Origin of the sequence: Neobacillus massiliamazoniensis, assembly GCF_001048695.1 — a bacterium.
Lineage (GTDB): Bacteria > Bacillota > Bacilli > Bacillales > Cytobacillaceae > Neobacillus > Neobacillus massiliamazoniensis.
The window spans coordinates 287,581-302,375 of sequence record NZ_CVRB01000004.1 but is presented as its reverse complement, the minus strand read 5'-3'; the positions used below and the strand labels follow the sequence as shown (position 1 = coordinate 302,375).

The following is a 14,795-nucleotide window of genomic DNA, read 5'->3' as shown; positions in this document are numbered from 1 at the left end:
CGATATTTGAAAAGTGGTGATGTGGATTGCAATATACGGAAAATATTATTCTATATTGTTTAAAAAAATTAAATGGGGAACGAACCATTTATTCCATCTATCATCTTTTGAATGGCAAAAAGTCTGCGCAAACGATCCAAGATGCACATTTATTCACAATTAAGAAATTCTTTCGGATTTTTGAATTATTACCTCGAGAGGACTTCGAAGATATCATTGATTGTTTACAAGAAAAGAAATGGATTCGTTCTTGTGGCAGTCAGATAAATGTTCTCACGGAACGGGGAGAAATGATAATAGAAGAAATCCGATTGCCTCAATATATAAATGGATGGGAGTATCATCATATATCCACCATGATTTGGGAAAGATTATCATTGTTTATTCAAGTCATTTCAAATGTAGCATTCCAGGAAACCCACTATATTCCGATTCAAAAAGACAAAAAAGTCCATCTATGGTTGAAATCCGTTTTAAAACAAATACAAGTTTCTAAAGATGAAATTGGCAAAATGCTTTTTGAGGAGTTATTTTCCTGTCTTGATGAAGCGAAAGACATTGATCCTGCTGTTCTTGTCTATCGCCTAACAGGATGTAAAAGAATTGGCCTAACGAGCATGCAAGCTGCAAAAAAATTAAATAGAAATATTCTGGACTATCAACTCGAATTTTTAAATGTATTACATTATTTGATTGCGACGGTGGAAAAGGAAGGAAAACGTTTTTCATTGTTATCCTTACTCTTTCAAGACCTTAGCCAATCCGACTCATTAACCATTTCAGCTCGTAAAACATTAGAGCTTCTTCGCCTTGACTATTCTATTGCTCAAATTGCCCAAATTCGTGATTTAAAAATAAGTACGATTGAGGACCATATCGTGGAATTGGCATTAAACCATGAAGATTTTTTGATTGATGCTTATGTTGATAAAGAATTGCAAAGAAAAGTTGTGGAAATATCAAGTCAATTAGCGACAAGAAAATTAAAGCAAATAAGAACTAAACTGGAAACAGCTTCATATTTTCAAATCCGATTGGTATTGGCAAAGATGGGAGAAAGAAGATGAAACTAGAAACAGCATTACATAAGTATTTTGGGTACTCTTCCTTTAAAACTGGGCAAAAAGAGGTCATTTCCTCCATTTTAGCCGGTTCAGATACGATTGCGATGCTGCCAACCGGAACGGGGAAATCTTTGTGTTACCAGCTTCCAGGATACTTACTAAAAGGACAAGTCTTGATCATCTCTCCACTTATATCCTTAATGCAGGATCAAGTAGAACAGTTAATGAAAATTGGTGAAAAGCGGGTAATTGCCTTAAATTCTTTCCTTCATGAGGACGAAAGAAAAGAAGCTTTTCAAAACCTAAAAAGATATAAATTTATTTTTATTTCACCTGAAATGTTAGGAGTTTCCTTTATTATTCGCAAGCTCCAAGCACTTTCGATTTCATTATTTGTGGTGGATGAGGCTCATTGTATTTCACAATGGGGCTATGACTTTCGTCCAGATTATTCAAAGTTGGGCGAAATTCGTCAAAAGCTTGGAAATCCGCTTACGCTTGCTCTCACTGCTACTGCTACTGCAAAGGTCCGTGATGATATTATCACTTCACTTGGCATAAAGAATATTACTAGAGTAGAGTCATCAGTTGATCGCCCCAATATTGCTTTTTATCTTGAAAAAGTAACCGATTACTTTTCTAAACAACGCCTTGTATTAGAGCTTGTTTCAAGACTAAAAAAACCGGGGATTATATATTTTTCAAGTAAAAAGGCAGCTGAAGAGATGGCTTTGACACTAATGGAAAAAGGAATTTGCCGGGCAAATGTTTATCACAGTGGACTTGATCCAGATTCAAGGGTTTTGATTCAACAACAGTTTATTCATAATCAACTTGATGTCATCTGTGCTACGAGTGCTTTTGGTATGGGAGTAAATAAAGATAATATTCGTTTTATCATTCATTACCATATGCCAATGCAATTAGAGTCCTTCCTGCAAGAGGTTGGTCGGGCAGGTAGGGATGGTAAGCCAAGCATCGCGATTTTATTGTATTCACCGGGTGACGAGCAGATTCAATTGCAACTTGCTGAAGGAGAGCTGCCTTCGGAACAACAGATTGATTGGTTGTTCTCACAAATAAATCATGAATCATTAACCAGTCATTTGAATATAAAAGAAGATCTCCAGTCTAGAGGAGGATTCACAGAAATTCAATGGCGGATTGTTCAGGGGTTTTTCGAGCTTTTAAACGAAACAACGAGTCTTGAAACACTAAAGGAAACGATAAAAGAATTTGTTAACGGAAGATTAATGGTTAAGAAAAGCAATATTTATAGAATGAAAAAATGGATAGACGATGATTGTTGCAGAAGAGAGTTTATTTTACGATATTTTGAAGAAGCAAACAAAAAAAATGAGGATCCCTGCTGTGATTATTGCGGATTACAATTGGATGAATATTATTCTACTGAGGATGGAAACACAGTCGTTGAAATAGGAAAATGGGAGTGGAAGGAATATCTATCCGAAATTTTAATTAATAGTGAGATGAGCGAATGAAAAGGAAATATAATGAAGTAATCACTGAGCTGACGGATAGAGAATTACTGTTTCACCTATATTTGACACAAATAATACTCTTAACCATTTCCTTTATCTTAGGTATTCTTTTATTTGATCATTTTTCTTTTTTAAAACATATGGATTGGAAAGATTATAAAATTCTCACTGTAGGTTTTCCTTGTGGAGTGGCAGTTGTGGCTTTGGATATTGTTCTGATGAAGTGGCTTCCTGACTCTTATTATGATGATGGTGGTTTGAATAAAAGGATATTTAGAAATAAGAATATATTTCATATATTATGGATTGCAGCTATTGTAGCGATAAGCGAGGAATTACTTTTCCGCGGAATCATTCAAACAAAAGTTGGTCTTATTTTCGCCAGTATTATTTTTGCTATTATCCATTATCGTTACCTTTTTAATTGGTTTTTATTTATGAATATCGTATTACTAAGCTTTATCATCGGATTTATTTATGAGTGGACGGGGAATTTAGCGGTTACCATCGTGATGCATTTTGTTATCGATTTTCTTTTAGGTGTTTATATAAAATGTAGAGAAAATCAATCCGATTCGTTAATGAGGAGAAAGGAGCTGCCACATGAATAAAGAGGAGCCATACAGAGATCAGGCTGAGAGGCTAAGGCGTCGAATTGAAAAAATAAACGAAAATGTTGATGGGAATGACAAGCTGCCTCCAAGAGAACAAGTACACCGTCAGAAGAAAAAGAAAATAAAGTGGAAGATAAAGTATCCTCTAATGCGTTCGCTTATCCTAATCTTTATTCTTCTCCCGATTATTATTATTTGTACGTTTTCCTATCTTAATGGGAAAAAAACTAATGGATCGGTAAAAACCACTGTTGATACAAATGGAAGTGAATCCATTACTATAGAAAAAACAAAAAAAAACAATGATCAATCGTCAAAGCCACCAGAGAAACAGAGTGAATCACAACAGGAAAATAAGGGAACGGAAACGGAGGCTTCGACAGATCAAAGTAGTAACACCACCCCACAGGCGGTGCAGAACGAGACTGGGGATCCGAATAAACAAACTAACGAAACGAATGATGGAAGCCAAGCTGCTAATGGGGTCGAGCCTCCTGCCCCGACAACTGTTCCTGCTTCCACATCTAATATATCCCAACCAGCACCCACAAAAAGTCAAACTAAAATCATTTATCATAAAGTGCAGCCAAAAGAAACGCTTTACAGTATTGCGATGAAGTATTACAATTCACAATCCGGGATTGACTTGATAAAGAAAGCGAATCACTTGCAATCTGAGCATATTGTTACAGGTCAGGTTTTAAATATACCTTTAAATTAAGAAGAGGCTATCCCAAAATGTGACAGGCACCACTATATGTACAAAGTTCATGATAATTTTTCCGCAATGTTGATTGGAGCGGAAGGCGCTCGACTCCTGCGGGAGTACGGGTCCGGGGAGACCCCGCAGGCGCAATAGCGCCGAGGAGGCTCCCCGGACCGCCCGCGGAAAGCGAGAGCCTAGAGCGGAAATCAACAGACAAGTTTAACAGACCATTAATTAAAAAGGGAGTACCCCTAAAAGTTATACTTTTGGGACACCCTCTTTTTATTTTCTAAACATATTCCAAGGGACAAGTTCATATGAATATATGGAAATGGAGGGTGATAAAATGGATTCTCCAATCCGATTATTAGAACATACTGATGAAGCGACCAAGCAAATGCTTGAAAACGTTAGGAAAAGAAAGAAAAAATTTGATGACGCTAAGAAGCTGCATAATTATTTAATAATGGCCACAGTTATTTCTGCTTTTATTTACTTGAATTATTTTTATTTTTCGATAGCGAAGCATTATTCTTATTCTTTTTATGCCATGTATTCTGCTTCAGTCAATGATTCACTAAATATTTTGTTGTTTTGTTGGACCATTTTATTGTTTGGTTCTATGAATATATTACGACAGCAAAAAGAAAAAAAAGAAAAGGAATATCATGAATTAAGATGTGAAATCGTGGATCGAAGTAAAGACTTATGGAAAAGAGAAGAACAATGGAAAAACCGCCATCTTGTTTATGAGATGATGAAAAAAACCTATGATATTAACCTCTATCACGAAAAAAAATAAGGATGTCCTAAACAAAAGGTAACTTGGGAGAAATGGCACATAAAAGTATAAAACGTCACTTAAAATAAACATAATTTAAGTCACCAAAGATCTTTTTGGTGACCAGTATCAGTTAGATTGATCTTATTCCTGAATTTTTACAAAAAACAACATCAATAATTAAAAAACCTTCTTTTTATCTCTTTCCTCTTTTAATATTTCAACCGCTTCACGGAAGCGAAGGGAATGAATGATTTCCCGCTCTCGTAAAAAGCGTAGGCTATCATTTATATCCGGATCATCACTTAGGTTAATAAGCCATTGATAGGTGGCCCTTGCTTTTTCTTCTGCTGCAATGTCTTCATAAAGGTCTGCAATGGGGTCGCCTTTTGCTTGAATATAAGTAGCAGTCCACGGATCCCCGGCAGCGTTTTGGTAGAAAAGCGCACCATCATGGTTGGCATAGTGTTCGCCGAGACCAGCTGCCTTTAACTGTTCAGGTGTTGCGTCCTTCGTCAATTTGTAAACCATGGTTGCAATCATTTCAAGGTGGGCAAACTCTTCGGTACCGATGTCTGTAAGAAGTCCGATTACTCTATCTGGAATGGTATATCGCTGGTTTAAATATCTTAGGGCTGCTGCAAGCTCTCCATCTGCCCCTCCATATTGTTCAATTAAATATTTTGCCAATGTTGGGTTACATGTACTGACGCGAACTGGATATTGCAGCTTCTTTTCATAAATCCACATTTCAGTTAACCCTCCCTTTGAAAATAGATAACTGACTAGCTACACCGTAATTTGCTCAATGGTTTACAGCTTAGCCTTAAGAAGGTTAAATTGCCGGCTTCTCGACGGCTCGTCTTATGCTAGTCGCTTCTGGTCAAGGTACTTCCGCTTTCATACTTGCCATGGCCAAGGGGTATCATCCCAGTTCCATGGATAACCTGAGTAGCTGTGTCCAAATTGTAACAACGGGCCGAATTGACTTTCAAACACCTTTTTTAAATGCTTTCTTTCCTTTACATAATGGTTAAATTGTTTGATTACTTCAAGATCGTCATTATGGGTATCAAGGAATAGGGTGAGTTCAACTAGGACAAAATCCACTGCTTGAATTTGCTCCATTAATTGATAATATTCTGGCGGCATTTGTTTCATCTTGCCAGTCCTCCCTTTGCTTTCTCATACGAGTTGAAATAAGGATCATATAAGGGTTTCCATAGCGTGCCTGCTTTAAGTGCTTCCATAGGGGAAAATTGAGGAAGATTAGGCGGCTGATAATCAATATATAAATGTGGCGGGGTAGAAAAAGTTTTTTCATGTATCGGCTCGCAGGGGTCAAACGGACTTGAATAAGGATAATAGGTTTTATAATGTGTATGCATCGTAGCCCTCCTTTACTAACATCATTAATAAATATGAAAATTTTCTTCTTTCATGACATAAATCTTTAATATATGAAAGGGTTTTTACCGTCTAAGTAGAATTATAATAGTGGTGGAAGAAATTTTTTTGTTTGATTATTATTTCTGAGGTGATGGGAATTGTTCGTAAAAAATATTATGATTCCAAAACATGAATGCTTTATTGCACAAGAAGATGAAACTCTTCAAGATGCTTTGAAAAAATTAGAACAACATCAGATTGATGGCTTACCTGTGTTAAAAGGAGATCAATATGTTGGTGTGGTAACAAGATATAGTATTTATGAAAACTACTTTTTAGCTAATCAACCGAAGGATGAATATTTAACATCAACACTTGTAAAGGATATTGCAACACATCAAGAAGTATTTTTACAAGGAGGGGAAATTTTCGAAAAAACCCTTCTTGATTTAAAAGATTTTCCTTTGCTTGCCGTCGTTGATGCTCAACATCAGTTCCTTGGTGCAGTAACACGCTCAGATGTATTAGGTACATTTGAAAGTGCATTTGGTTTCAAACGTTCGGGGGTTAGAATTGCCTTTACCTCTGTTGAGACTGAAGGAAGAATTGCTCGCCTTTCTGAAATCGCCCATCATTTCCACGAGCATATTATTTCACTTGTAACATTTGATGAAACTGATAAACTCGTCCGTAGAATTGTTATGAAAGTTGAAAAGAAAGATAATATTGATAAGTTTACGAAAAAGCTTGAAGAATATGGTTTCCGTATTTTAAGCATTGATGAAGATTAGAAAGGTCCGTCCCTCCCATACCATGGTATGGGAGGGATTTTCTCATTGAATGTCATGGAAAAATGGCTTCCTCAAACGGCTGGAAAAGAATAGACAATTCACCATTAAGGGGTCTCGACATACACTGAAAATAAGAGTTACGTCACAGCAGGGGGCTTAAAGCATGCGCTTAGAACGCTTAACAGCTAATAAAATAAAAATTTTTTTAACCTCTGATGATTTATTTGAACGAGGACTTTCTAAGGAGGATATATGGAGAGATTCCACAAAGTGGAATCAACTTTTTCATGATATGCTTGTTGAGGCAAGTGAGGAATTCGATGTTGATATTCAGGGTTCAGTTGCAGTAGAAATTTTTTCTATACAGGCTCAAGGAATGATTATGATTATTACTGTAGATGAAGATACAGGTGATGAGGATCTTCTTTTTGATGGATTAATTGAAATGCAAGTAAGGGTTGAAGGTTGTGAGGACCTGTTATATGAGTTTGAAAGCATCGAAGATATCATTGGGCTTTCCAAAAGGTTATCCTTTTTAAATATTGGTGGGGGAAGTTTATATTCCTTAAACAACCGATATTACCTCCTAATAAATAATTTGGATACACAAAATAATGAAAAAGCAGCATCTTTATTATCCGAATATGGTAATGCCTCCATTCTAAGCCCATATGTTCTTGCGGAATATGGAAAACTTATTATCGACAATAAAGCGGTGGAAACCATTCTTCAGTTTTTTTAATAGACTCTTCCGAATAGGAGAAATTTCAAAAGAGGCCTAGCTCCTCTTTTTATTTTTGTCGTACTTTTGGATTGAATGATGATGATAATGATAACGTTTACATTAAATGTCGTAAAAACGTTGAAATTTGGTTTTTTATTCTTGCATAAATCATTTAAACGTGTATACTTAATGACTGAAAGCGGACAACATACGTAAAAGTGATTCTTAGGAGGTTTACAAATGGTAGCCGAGAAAGGTACTGAAAATACTAATCAAGAGGAAAAGCACGATGTGTTGAAATCAACACAAACCGTCATTCATAAGGCCCTTGAAAAGTTAGGTTATCCTGAAGAAGTATATGAGCTCTTAAAAGAGCCGTTACGTTTGATGACAGTTAAAATACCAGTTAGAATGGATGACGGATCTGTTAAAATTTTTACTGGCTACCGTGCTCAGCACAATGATTCCGTAGGACCGACAAAGGGCGGTATTCGTTTTCACCCAAATGTGTCAGAGACAGAAGTGAAAGCCCTTTCAATATGGATGAGTTTAAAATGTGGAATCGTCGATCTTCCTTATGGCGGTGGTAAAGGAGGAATTGTTTGTGATCCTCGAGACATGTCATTTAGAGAGCTTGAAAGGTTAAGCCGTGGATATGTAAGAGCTATCAGCCAAATTGTTGGACCAACAAAGGATATTCCTGCGCCAGATGTGTTTACAAATTCACAAATCATGGCCTGGATGATGGATGAGTATAGCAGAATAGATGAGTTTAATTCTCCGGGATTTATTACAGGCAAACCACTTGTTCTTGGAGGCTCGCATGGACGTGAATCTGCGACTGCAAAAGGCGTAACCATCTGTATCCGTGAAGCAGCTAAAAAGAAAGGTATTTCCATTGAAGGTGCACGCGTTGTTATACAAGGTTTTGGTAACGCAGGAAGCTATTTATCTAAATTTATGCATGATGCTGGTGCAAAAGTAATCGGAATTTCCGATGCATACGGTGCACTTTATGATCCGAATGGACTTGATATCGATTATCTATTAGATAGACGAGACAGCTTTGGAACAGTTACGAAATTATTTAATCATACTATTACTAATAAAGAATTGCTTGAGCTTGATTGCGATATTCTTGTTCCTGCTGCTATTGAAAACCAGATTACAGAAGAAAATGCTCATAATATTCGTGCAAAAATTGTGGTTGAGGCTGCCAATGGCCCAACAACTTTAGAAGCAACCCAAATTTTAACAGAGCGTGGAATTCTCCTCGTACCGGATGTGTTAGCATCTTCAGGTGGTGTTACAGTCTCTTATTTTGAGTGGGTTCAAAATAATCAAGGCTATTATTGGACTGAGGAAGAAGTAGAAGAAAAACTTGAAAAAGTGATGGTAAAATCCTTTAAAAATATTTATGATACAGCTCAAACCCGCCGAGTTGATATGCGCCTTGCTGCTTATATGGTCGGGGTTAGAAAAATGGCGGAAGCAAGTCGATTCAGAGGTTGGATTTAAGTATAAACATTGAAACATAAATGAAAAACTCCTATCATTAGAAAGGTAGGAGTTTTTCTATGTAAAAGAGGTGTAAATACGATGCAAAAAGAAGATGTAATTATTGTCGGGGGCGGGCCTTGCGGTTTAGCGGCAGCCATTTCTTTAAAAGAAATTGGGATGAACCCACTCATAATTGAAAAGGGCAATATCGTTAATGCCATATATCATTATCCAACACATCAAACATTTTTCAGTACAAGTGAAAAATTAGAAATTAGTGATGTTCCGTTTTTGACGGAAAATTATAAACCAAAACGAAATCAAGCTCTTGTCTATTACCGAGAAGTTGTTAAGAGGAAGAAGCTTCGTGTTAATGCATTTGAAAAGGTATTAAAAGTGAACAAAGAAGGGAATCTTTTTTCTGTTACGACAGATAAAGCAGCATATGCAGCTCCTTATGTAGTCATTGCCACAGGCTATTATGACCACCCGAATCTATTGAATGTACCTGGAGAAAATTTACCAAAGGTTTTTCATTATTTTAAGGAAGCTCATCCGTATTTCGATAAAGATGTTTGTGTGATTGGTGGGAAAAATTCTAGTGTTGATGCATCCATTGAACTTGTTAAGGCAGGTGCAAGAGTAACTGTTTTATATCGTGGGAGTGTGTATTCTCCAAGTATAAAGCCATGGATCCTTCCTGAATTCGAGGCATTAGTTCGAAATGGGACAATTAAGATGGAATTTAATGCAAATATTAAAGAAATAACGGAAACAAAAGTAATTTATGAGAAGGATAGTGAAATAATGTCCTTCCAAAATGATTTTGTTTTTGCGATGATTGGTTATCATCCGGACCACCATTTTCTTAAAACAATGGGCATTACAATTGACAAGGAAACAGGTAGACCACATTTTAATCCTGATTCAATGGAAACTAATATTGAAGGTTTATATATTGCGGGTGTCATTGCTGCCGGAAATAACGCAAATGAAATCTTTATTGAAAATGGCAAGTTTCATGGCGGACAAATTGCCACATCAATCTTATCTAAAGAAAAAGGTGAATGATGCATGAAGAAGGTCGTATTATTAACAACAGGTGGAACCATTGCCAGTAAACCGAATAAGACTTCAGGTAAATTAGCATCGGGAGCTATGACAGGTGAAGAGCTAGCTGCCATGTGTCAATTGCCTAACGATATTGAAGTCATTGTTGAATCCGCTTTTCAAAAAGCCAGTATTCATATTACATTTGAGGATTTAGTCGTTTTAAAGGAAAAGATTGAGAACTATTTTAAAGATGATGAAGTTTCAGGAGTAGTAGTCACCCACGGTACTGACACAATGGAAGAGACAGCCTATTTTCTTGATCTAACCATTAAAGATGAGAGAACAGTTGTCGTTACGGGGTCACAACGTTCTATAGAGGATTTAGGCAGTGATGTTTATACAAACTTACGACATGCCATTTATTCTGCCTGCTCTGAAGATTTAATGGGATCAGGCACTGTTGTAGTATTTAATGAACGGATTTTTGCTGCAAGGTATGTAAAAAAAGAACATGCTTCAAATATTCAAGGATTCAATGCATTTGGATTCGGCTATCTTGGGATTATCGACAACGATGAGGTCCACGTATTCCAAAAACCAATTAAAAGGGAACATTTTGATATAAAAGGATCAATACCACAAGTCGACATTATTAAATGCTATATTGGTGCAGATGGCAAGTTTATCAAAGCCGCTCGAGAGGCTGGAGTAAAAGGAATCATTCTTGAAGGGGTAGGACGCGGCCAAGTAGCACCGCAAATGATGGAGGAAATTGAAAAGTCGATTAGTGAAGGAATTAAGCTTGTGATCACGACCAGTGCTGAAGAGGGCTCTGTTTATACAACCTACGATTACATGGGTAGTGCCTTTGATCTGTATCAAAAAGGAGTTATTCTTGGAAGTGATAATGATTCTAAAAAGGCAAGAATCAAGTTGGCGGTTGCTCTGGCAAGTGGTTTCGATAATATAAAATTTTAATAAAGCTATCATCGAATGTGATAATAAGAATGTTTTGACTTCGAGAATTGTCCAGCTCTATTAGAGTAAGCTTCGGAAAGGGATACATCGCACGCTGAAAAACGTAAGTTTTTCGGCGGAGCGACTAGTCCCTTGATGGTCTACAGACGCGCCCAAAATGAAGGCAAAAAGCGCCTTCTTTTTGGGCGCGTCTTATGCTTGTCGGGGCTGACCAAGGCGCTTCCGCTTTTCTTTTTGTCCAGCTCCAGCGCCTAGGGGCTCGGGGTCATAAGCCAATCCGACCTGAAGGTTAAAAACCAACCTTCAAGCCGGCTCGTCTTATGCCTGTCACCCCTGACCAAGGCGCTTCCGCTTTTCTAATTTCCATGTTAGACTTAAGAAAATGAAAGGAAAAGAGGAGCATACATGCTGGGAATATTAACAGCAGGAATAGCCCCTGGGCTGGCCTTATTAAGTTATTTCTATTTAAAAGATGAATACGATTCCGAGCCAATTTCCGTTGTCCTGAAAACATTTTTATATGGAGCTCTTCTTGTATTTCCAATCATGTTTATCCAGCATGTGATTGAAACGGAACACTTGGTAAAATCGAATTTTGCCGATGCCTTTTTGAGCTCTAGCCTGCTCGAAGAGTTTTTTAAGTGGTTTATTCTCTTTTTTATTATCTATCCATACGTTGATTTTGATGAGCCATTTGATGGTATTGTGTACGGTGTAGCCGTGTCACTTGGTTTTGCTACAATCGAAAATATTTTTTATTTAATTGCCAATGGAGTTGGCAATGCGATGGTACGTGCATTATTGCCCGTATCAAGCCATGCATTATTCGGAGTTATTATGGGCTTTTATATGGGCAAAGCGAAGTTTACCGAAGGTAGTAAGGTAAAGTGGGTAATTTTATCATTACTATTACCTTTCCTTCTTCATGGATCCTATGATTATATCTTGCTTTCACAGGAATATTGGGTTTACATTATATTTCCATTTATGATTTTCCTTTGGTGGTTTGGTTTACGACAAGTAAAAATTGCAAGAGGTCTAAGTGCCAACCATTTGAAAAAAAAATATTCGGTTCAAAAAAACCTTCATTCGTAGTGAAGGTTTTTTTTATTGGCATAAAAATTCTTTTATGACAAAAAATAGTGTTACTGTGAAATAGATTTACATCTGGGGGTTAGCAATCCATGAAAATGAAAATATTTCTTTGGAAATTTCAAATCATCATCCTTTGTTTCTTACCCTTTTTGCTATTCGAACCAATTCGTGCTAATGGGTTCACGGGCCAGGTTATTCAAAAGGGGGCTGTAGGTGATGATGTAATTGAGCTTCAATCAAGGCTCCAAAACATAGGCTACTTTCATGGTAAAATTGATGGGGTTTTTGGCTGGAGTACATACTGGGCTTTAAGGAACTTTCAATATGAATACGGTTTACCTGTTGATGGATTAGCAGGACAATCAACAAAAGCAAAACTGACAAAAGTAAGTAACTATAATGAACAATTGGTCAAAAGCCAAATCAATAAAGGAAATAACAGTAACACCTCTGGTAGCAAGGGTGGGAACAATCAAAAAGGGGCGAATGGAAACACGGCTAATAATAAGGTAGCCACACCGCCCAATCAACCTACATCAGTTAATATTCCAAAAGGCTTTTCACAAAATGACATCCGCTTAATGGCCAATGCTGTTTATGGAGAATCAAGAGGAGAGCCGTTCGAAGGTCAAGTTGCAGTAGCTGCCGTGATCTTAAACCGTGTCCAGAGTTCAGCATTCCCGAACACGGTTTCTGGAGTTATTTTTCAGCCAGGTGCCTTTACTGCAGTGGCGGACGGACAGATTTATCTAACACCAAATGACACTGCCAGGAAAGCGGTTATTGATGCTATTAATGGATGGGATCCTACCGATAATGCACTTTACTATTTCAATCCGGCAACCGCTACAAGCCCATGGATTTGGTCAAGACCACAAATAAAGCGAATCGGTAAACATATATTTTGCCATTAGGGGGTGTTTGTATTGATCAGAGGAATATTAATAGGTGTTCTCGTGTTAGGAATTGCAGGAACTGCTTATTGGGGATATCAAGAACATCAAGAAAAAAATGCTGTTCTGTTAAATGCAGAAAATAACTATCAACGGGCTTTCCACGATTTAACTTATCGAATGGATTTATTGCACGATAAAATTGGGACTACGCTTGCGATGAACTCAAGGTACTCCTTATCTCCTTCTTTAGCTGAAGTGTGGAAGCTTACTTCAGAAGCGCATAGTAATGTAACTCAACTTCCGCTAACGTTGCTACCATTTAATAAAACCCAAGAGTTTTTAGCTAAGATCGGCAATTTTAGTTACCGAACGGCCGTAAGAGATTTAGATAAGAATCCATTAACCGACAAGGAATATAAAACCTTACAAGGCCTTTATAAGCAATCAGGAGACATTCAAAATGAACTAAGAAACGTTCAGCATATGGCTTTAAAAAACAATCTCCGCTGGATGGATGTTGAATTGGCGCTTGCATCAGGTAAGGAACAGACAGATAACACTATTATCAATGGATTTAAGACGGTTGAAAATACTGTTTCGGGATATAAAGAAACTGATTTTGGACCAACGCAAGCTAATTTGCAAGTAAAAGATGAATCCCTAAAAAAACTATCAGGGAAAACGATTACTCGTCAAGAAGCAGTCTATGAAGCTCAAAAATATTCCGGTTTAGACAGAAATGCACAAGTTAAGGTAACTGAGAATGGAAAAGGTTCAAATTATGGCTTCTATACTGTCGCCCTAAAAAGTCCTCAAACTGGACAAGAGGTAAACATGGATATTACAAAAATAGGAGGGTATCCGATTTGGTTTATTAACAATCGTGATGTAAAAAAACAATCCATTAGTTTAAATGATGCCGGCAATCGCGCTGCTACCTATTTAAAGAAAGTTGGCTATGAGAATCTTGAATTATTGGAAAGCTCACAGTATGACAGTATTGGTGTATACGATTTTGTTACGAAGAATAACAATGTTTGGATTTATCCAGAGTCCATTAAGGTGAAAGTAGCGCTTGATAATGGAGATATCATCGGCCTCTCTGCTGAAGAATACTTGAAAAATTATCATAAAAGAACGATCCCTTCACCATCAATTTCAGCCGAGCAGGCACGAGCAAAGGTGAATCCAGGCTTTAAAGTAAACGAAGAGAGACAGGCTATTATAATCAACGACTTAAACGAAGAAGTTTTATGCTACGAATTTCTCGGGACCATGGGGGATGAGACATATAGGATTTTTATTAATGCCCAAAATGGTACGGAAGAAGAAGTGGAAAAGTTAAAAAACACTGAAGAAATTTATGGAAATGCCTGAGAGGTTGTCCCAAAAGGTGTCAGGCACCACTATATGTAAAAAGTCATAATAATTTTGCCGCAATGTTGATTGGAGTGGAAGGCGCTCGACTCCTCGAAAATGCTATCGCATTTCCTTCGTGCGTGGGCGGATTCAAGGATGTAATTTAATGTCCTGCGGGAGTACGGGGCAGGGGAGACCCCGCAGGTGCATAGCGCCGAGGAGGCTCCCCGGACCGCCACTAGAGCGGAAATCAACAGACAAAGTTTAACAGACCATTAATAAAAAAGGGGGTGCTCCTAAAACTACTTTTGGGACATCCTCTTGTTACATACCATCAAATGAA

At 37.4% G+C, this 14,795-nt stretch carries 16 protein-coding genes; 13 read left to right on the top strand and 3 right to left on the bottom strand.

The annotated features are described in order from the left end of the window. Nucleotides 1-26 precede the first annotated feature (26 nt). The 5 genes from BN1082_RS19330 (at nucleotide 27) to BN1082_RS19310 (ending at nucleotide 4,688) form a co-directional block, all read left to right on the top strand. Nucleotides 27-1,067, top strand: coding sequence for a YpbB family protein (locus BN1082_RS19330; protein ID WP_090637170.1), 1,041 nt, complete (start codon nucleotides 27-29; stop codon nucleotides 1,065-1,067). Further along, nucleotides 1,064-2,566, top strand: a complete 1,503-nt coding sequence (locus BN1082_RS19325) for a RecQ family ATP-dependent DNA helicase (RefSeq protein ID WP_090637168.1) — start codon at nucleotides 1,064-1,066, stop codon at nucleotides 2,564-2,566. The genes BN1082_RS19330 and BN1082_RS19325 overlap by 4 nt, the downstream gene beginning before the upstream one ends. Continuing rightward, nucleotides 2,563-3,177, top strand: coding sequence for a CPBP family intramembrane glutamic endopeptidase (locus tag BN1082_RS19320; protein WP_090637165.1), 615 nt, complete (start codon nucleotides 2,563-2,565; stop codon nucleotides 3,175-3,177). Before BN1082_RS19325 ends, BN1082_RS19320 begins: the two co-directional genes overlap by 4 nt. Next, nucleotides 3,170-3,901 (top strand): LysM peptidoglycan-binding domain-containing protein, encoded by a 732-nt coding sequence (locus tag BN1082_RS19315; RefSeq protein ID WP_090637163.1) that lies wholly within the window; start codon nucleotides 3,170-3,172, stop codon nucleotides 3,899-3,901. The genes BN1082_RS19320 and BN1082_RS19315 overlap by 8 nt, the downstream gene beginning before the upstream one ends. Nucleotides 3,902-4,232: 331 nt before the next feature. Next, nucleotides 4,233-4,688: a DUF2663 family protein gene (locus tag BN1082_RS19310; RefSeq protein ID WP_090637161.1), complete on the top strand. Its 456-nt coding sequence runs from the start codon at nucleotides 4,233-4,235 to the stop codon at nucleotides 4,686-4,688. Nucleotides 4,689-4,847: 159 nt separating this feature from the next. Here BN1082_RS19310 and cotJC read toward each other — a convergent pair whose 3' ends face one another. The 3 genes from cotJC to BN1082_RS19295 all read right to left on the bottom strand — a co-directional run bounded on the left by cotJC (nucleotide 4,848) and on the right by BN1082_RS19295 (nucleotide 6,055). Further along, nucleotides 4,848-5,417, bottom strand: coding sequence for a spore coat protein CotJC (cotJC, locus tag BN1082_RS19305; protein WP_090637159.1), 570 nt, complete (start codon nucleotides 5,415-5,417; stop codon nucleotides 4,848-4,850). A gap of 150 nt (nucleotides 5,418-5,567) precedes the next feature. Next, the gene (locus tag BN1082_RS19300) at nucleotides 5,568-5,828 is read right to left on the bottom strand and encodes a spore coat protein CotJB (RefSeq protein ID WP_090637158.1); all 261 of its coding nucleotides are present in this window, start codon (nucleotides 5,826-5,828) and stop codon (nucleotides 5,568-5,570) included. Further along, nucleotides 5,825-6,055, bottom strand: a complete 231-nt coding sequence (locus BN1082_RS19295) for a spore coat associated protein CotJA (protein WP_090637157.1) — start codon at nucleotides 6,053-6,055, stop codon at nucleotides 5,825-5,827. The genes BN1082_RS19300 and BN1082_RS19295 overlap by 4 nt, the downstream gene beginning before the upstream one ends. A gap of 159 nt (nucleotides 6,056-6,214) precedes the next feature. Here BN1082_RS19295 and BN1082_RS19290 point away from each other — a divergent pair, with 159 nt between their 5' ends. The 8 genes from BN1082_RS19290 (at nucleotide 6,215) to ypeB (ending at nucleotide 14,470) form a co-directional block, all read left to right on the top strand. Next, complete coding sequence (locus BN1082_RS19290; protein ID WP_090637155.1) at nucleotides 6,215-6,847, top strand: CBS domain-containing protein; 633 nt, start codon at nucleotides 6,215-6,217, stop codon at nucleotides 6,845-6,847. Nucleotides 6,848-7,010: 163 nt separating this feature from the next. Next, complete coding sequence (locus BN1082_RS19285; RefSeq protein WP_090637153.1) at nucleotides 7,011-7,589, top strand: genetic competence negative regulator; 579 nt, start codon at nucleotides 7,011-7,013, stop codon at nucleotides 7,587-7,589. Nucleotides 7,590-7,811: 222 nt separating this feature from the next. Beyond that, nucleotides 7,812-9,089, top strand: a complete 1,278-nt coding sequence (locus tag BN1082_RS19280; RefSeq protein ID WP_090637151.1) for a Glu/Leu/Phe/Val family dehydrogenase — start codon at nucleotides 7,812-7,814, stop codon at nucleotides 9,087-9,089. Between the two features lie 81 nt (nucleotides 9,090-9,170). Then, nucleotides 9,171-10,142 (top strand): YpdA family putative bacillithiol disulfide reductase, encoded by a 972-nt coding sequence (locus tag BN1082_RS19275; RefSeq protein WP_090637149.1) that lies wholly within the window; start codon nucleotides 9,171-9,173, stop codon nucleotides 10,140-10,142. Nucleotides 10,143-10,145: 3 nt separating this feature from the next. Further along, on the top strand, nucleotides 10,146-11,102 hold the full coding sequence (locus BN1082_RS19270) for an asparaginase (RefSeq protein ID WP_090637147.1): 957 nt from the start codon (nucleotides 10,146-10,148) through the stop codon (nucleotides 11,100-11,102). Between the two features lie 405 nt (nucleotides 11,103-11,507). Next, on the top strand, nucleotides 11,508-12,197 hold the full coding sequence (gene prsW, locus BN1082_RS19265; RefSeq protein WP_090637145.1) for a glutamic-type intramembrane protease PrsW: 690 nt from the start codon (nucleotides 11,508-11,510) through the stop codon (nucleotides 12,195-12,197). Between the two features lie 89 nt (nucleotides 12,198-12,286). Beyond that, nucleotides 12,287-13,111 carry a spore cortex-lytic enzyme gene (sleB, locus tag BN1082_RS19260; protein ID WP_090637143.1) on the top strand — a complete coding sequence of 275 codons (825 nt, stop codon included), beginning with the start codon at nucleotides 12,287-12,289 and terminating at the stop codon, nucleotides 13,109-13,111. A 12-nt stretch (nucleotides 13,112-13,123) separates the two neighbouring features. Next, on the top strand, nucleotides 13,124-14,470 hold the full coding sequence (gene ypeB / locus BN1082_RS19255) for a germination protein YpeB (protein ID WP_090637141.1): 1,347 nt from the start codon (nucleotides 13,124-13,126) through the stop codon (nucleotides 14,468-14,470). Nucleotides 14,471-14,795: the final 325 nt, after the last annotated feature.

What these genes read in the sequence shown, in the direction of transcription:
- BN1082_RS19325 (WP_090637168.1), top strand. Translation starts at nt 1,064, where the DNA reads ATGAAACTAGAAACAGCATTACATAAGTATTTTGGGTACTCTTCCTTT.
- BN1082_RS19320 (WP_090637165.1), top strand. Translation starts at nt 2,563, where the DNA reads ATGAAAAGGAAATATAATGAAGTAATCACTGAGCTGACGGATAGAGAA.
- BN1082_RS19315 (WP_090637163.1), top strand. Translation starts at nt 3,170, where the DNA reads ATGAATAAAGAGGAGCCATACAGAGATCAGGCTGAGAGGCTAAGGCGT.
- BN1082_RS19310 (WP_090637161.1), top strand. Translation starts at nt 4,233, where the DNA reads ATGGATTCTCCAATCCGATTATTAGAACATACTGATGAAGCGACCAAG.
- cotJC (WP_090637159.1), bottom strand. Translation starts at nt 5,417, where the DNA reads ATGTGGATTTATGAAAAGAAGCTGCAATATCCAGTTCGCGTCAGTACA.
- BN1082_RS19300 (WP_090637158.1), bottom strand. Translation starts at nt 5,828, where the DNA reads ATGAAACAAATGCCGCCAGAATATTATCAATTAATGGAGCAAATTCAA.
- BN1082_RS19295 (WP_090637157.1), bottom strand. Translation starts at nt 6,055, where the DNA reads ATGCATACACATTATAAAACCTATTATCCTTATTCAAGTCCGTTTGAC.
- BN1082_RS19285 (WP_090637153.1), top strand. Translation starts at nt 7,011, where the DNA reads ATGCGCTTAGAACGCTTAACAGCTAATAAAATAAAAATTTTTTTAACC.
- BN1082_RS19280 (WP_090637151.1), top strand. Translation starts at nt 7,812, where the DNA reads ATGGTAGCCGAGAAAGGTACTGAAAATACTAATCAAGAGGAAAAGCAC.
- BN1082_RS19275 (WP_090637149.1), top strand. Translation starts at nt 9,171, where the DNA reads ATGCAAAAAGAAGATGTAATTATTGTCGGGGGCGGGCCTTGCGGTTTA.
- BN1082_RS19270 (WP_090637147.1), top strand. Translation starts at nt 10,146, where the DNA reads ATGAAGAAGGTCGTATTATTAACAACAGGTGGAACCATTGCCAGTAAA.
- prsW (WP_090637145.1), top strand. Translation starts at nt 11,508, where the DNA reads ATGCTGGGAATATTAACAGCAGGAATAGCCCCTGGGCTGGCCTTATTA.
- sleB (WP_090637143.1), top strand. Translation starts at nt 12,287, where the DNA reads ATGAAAATGAAAATATTTCTTTGGAAATTTCAAATCATCATCCTTTGT.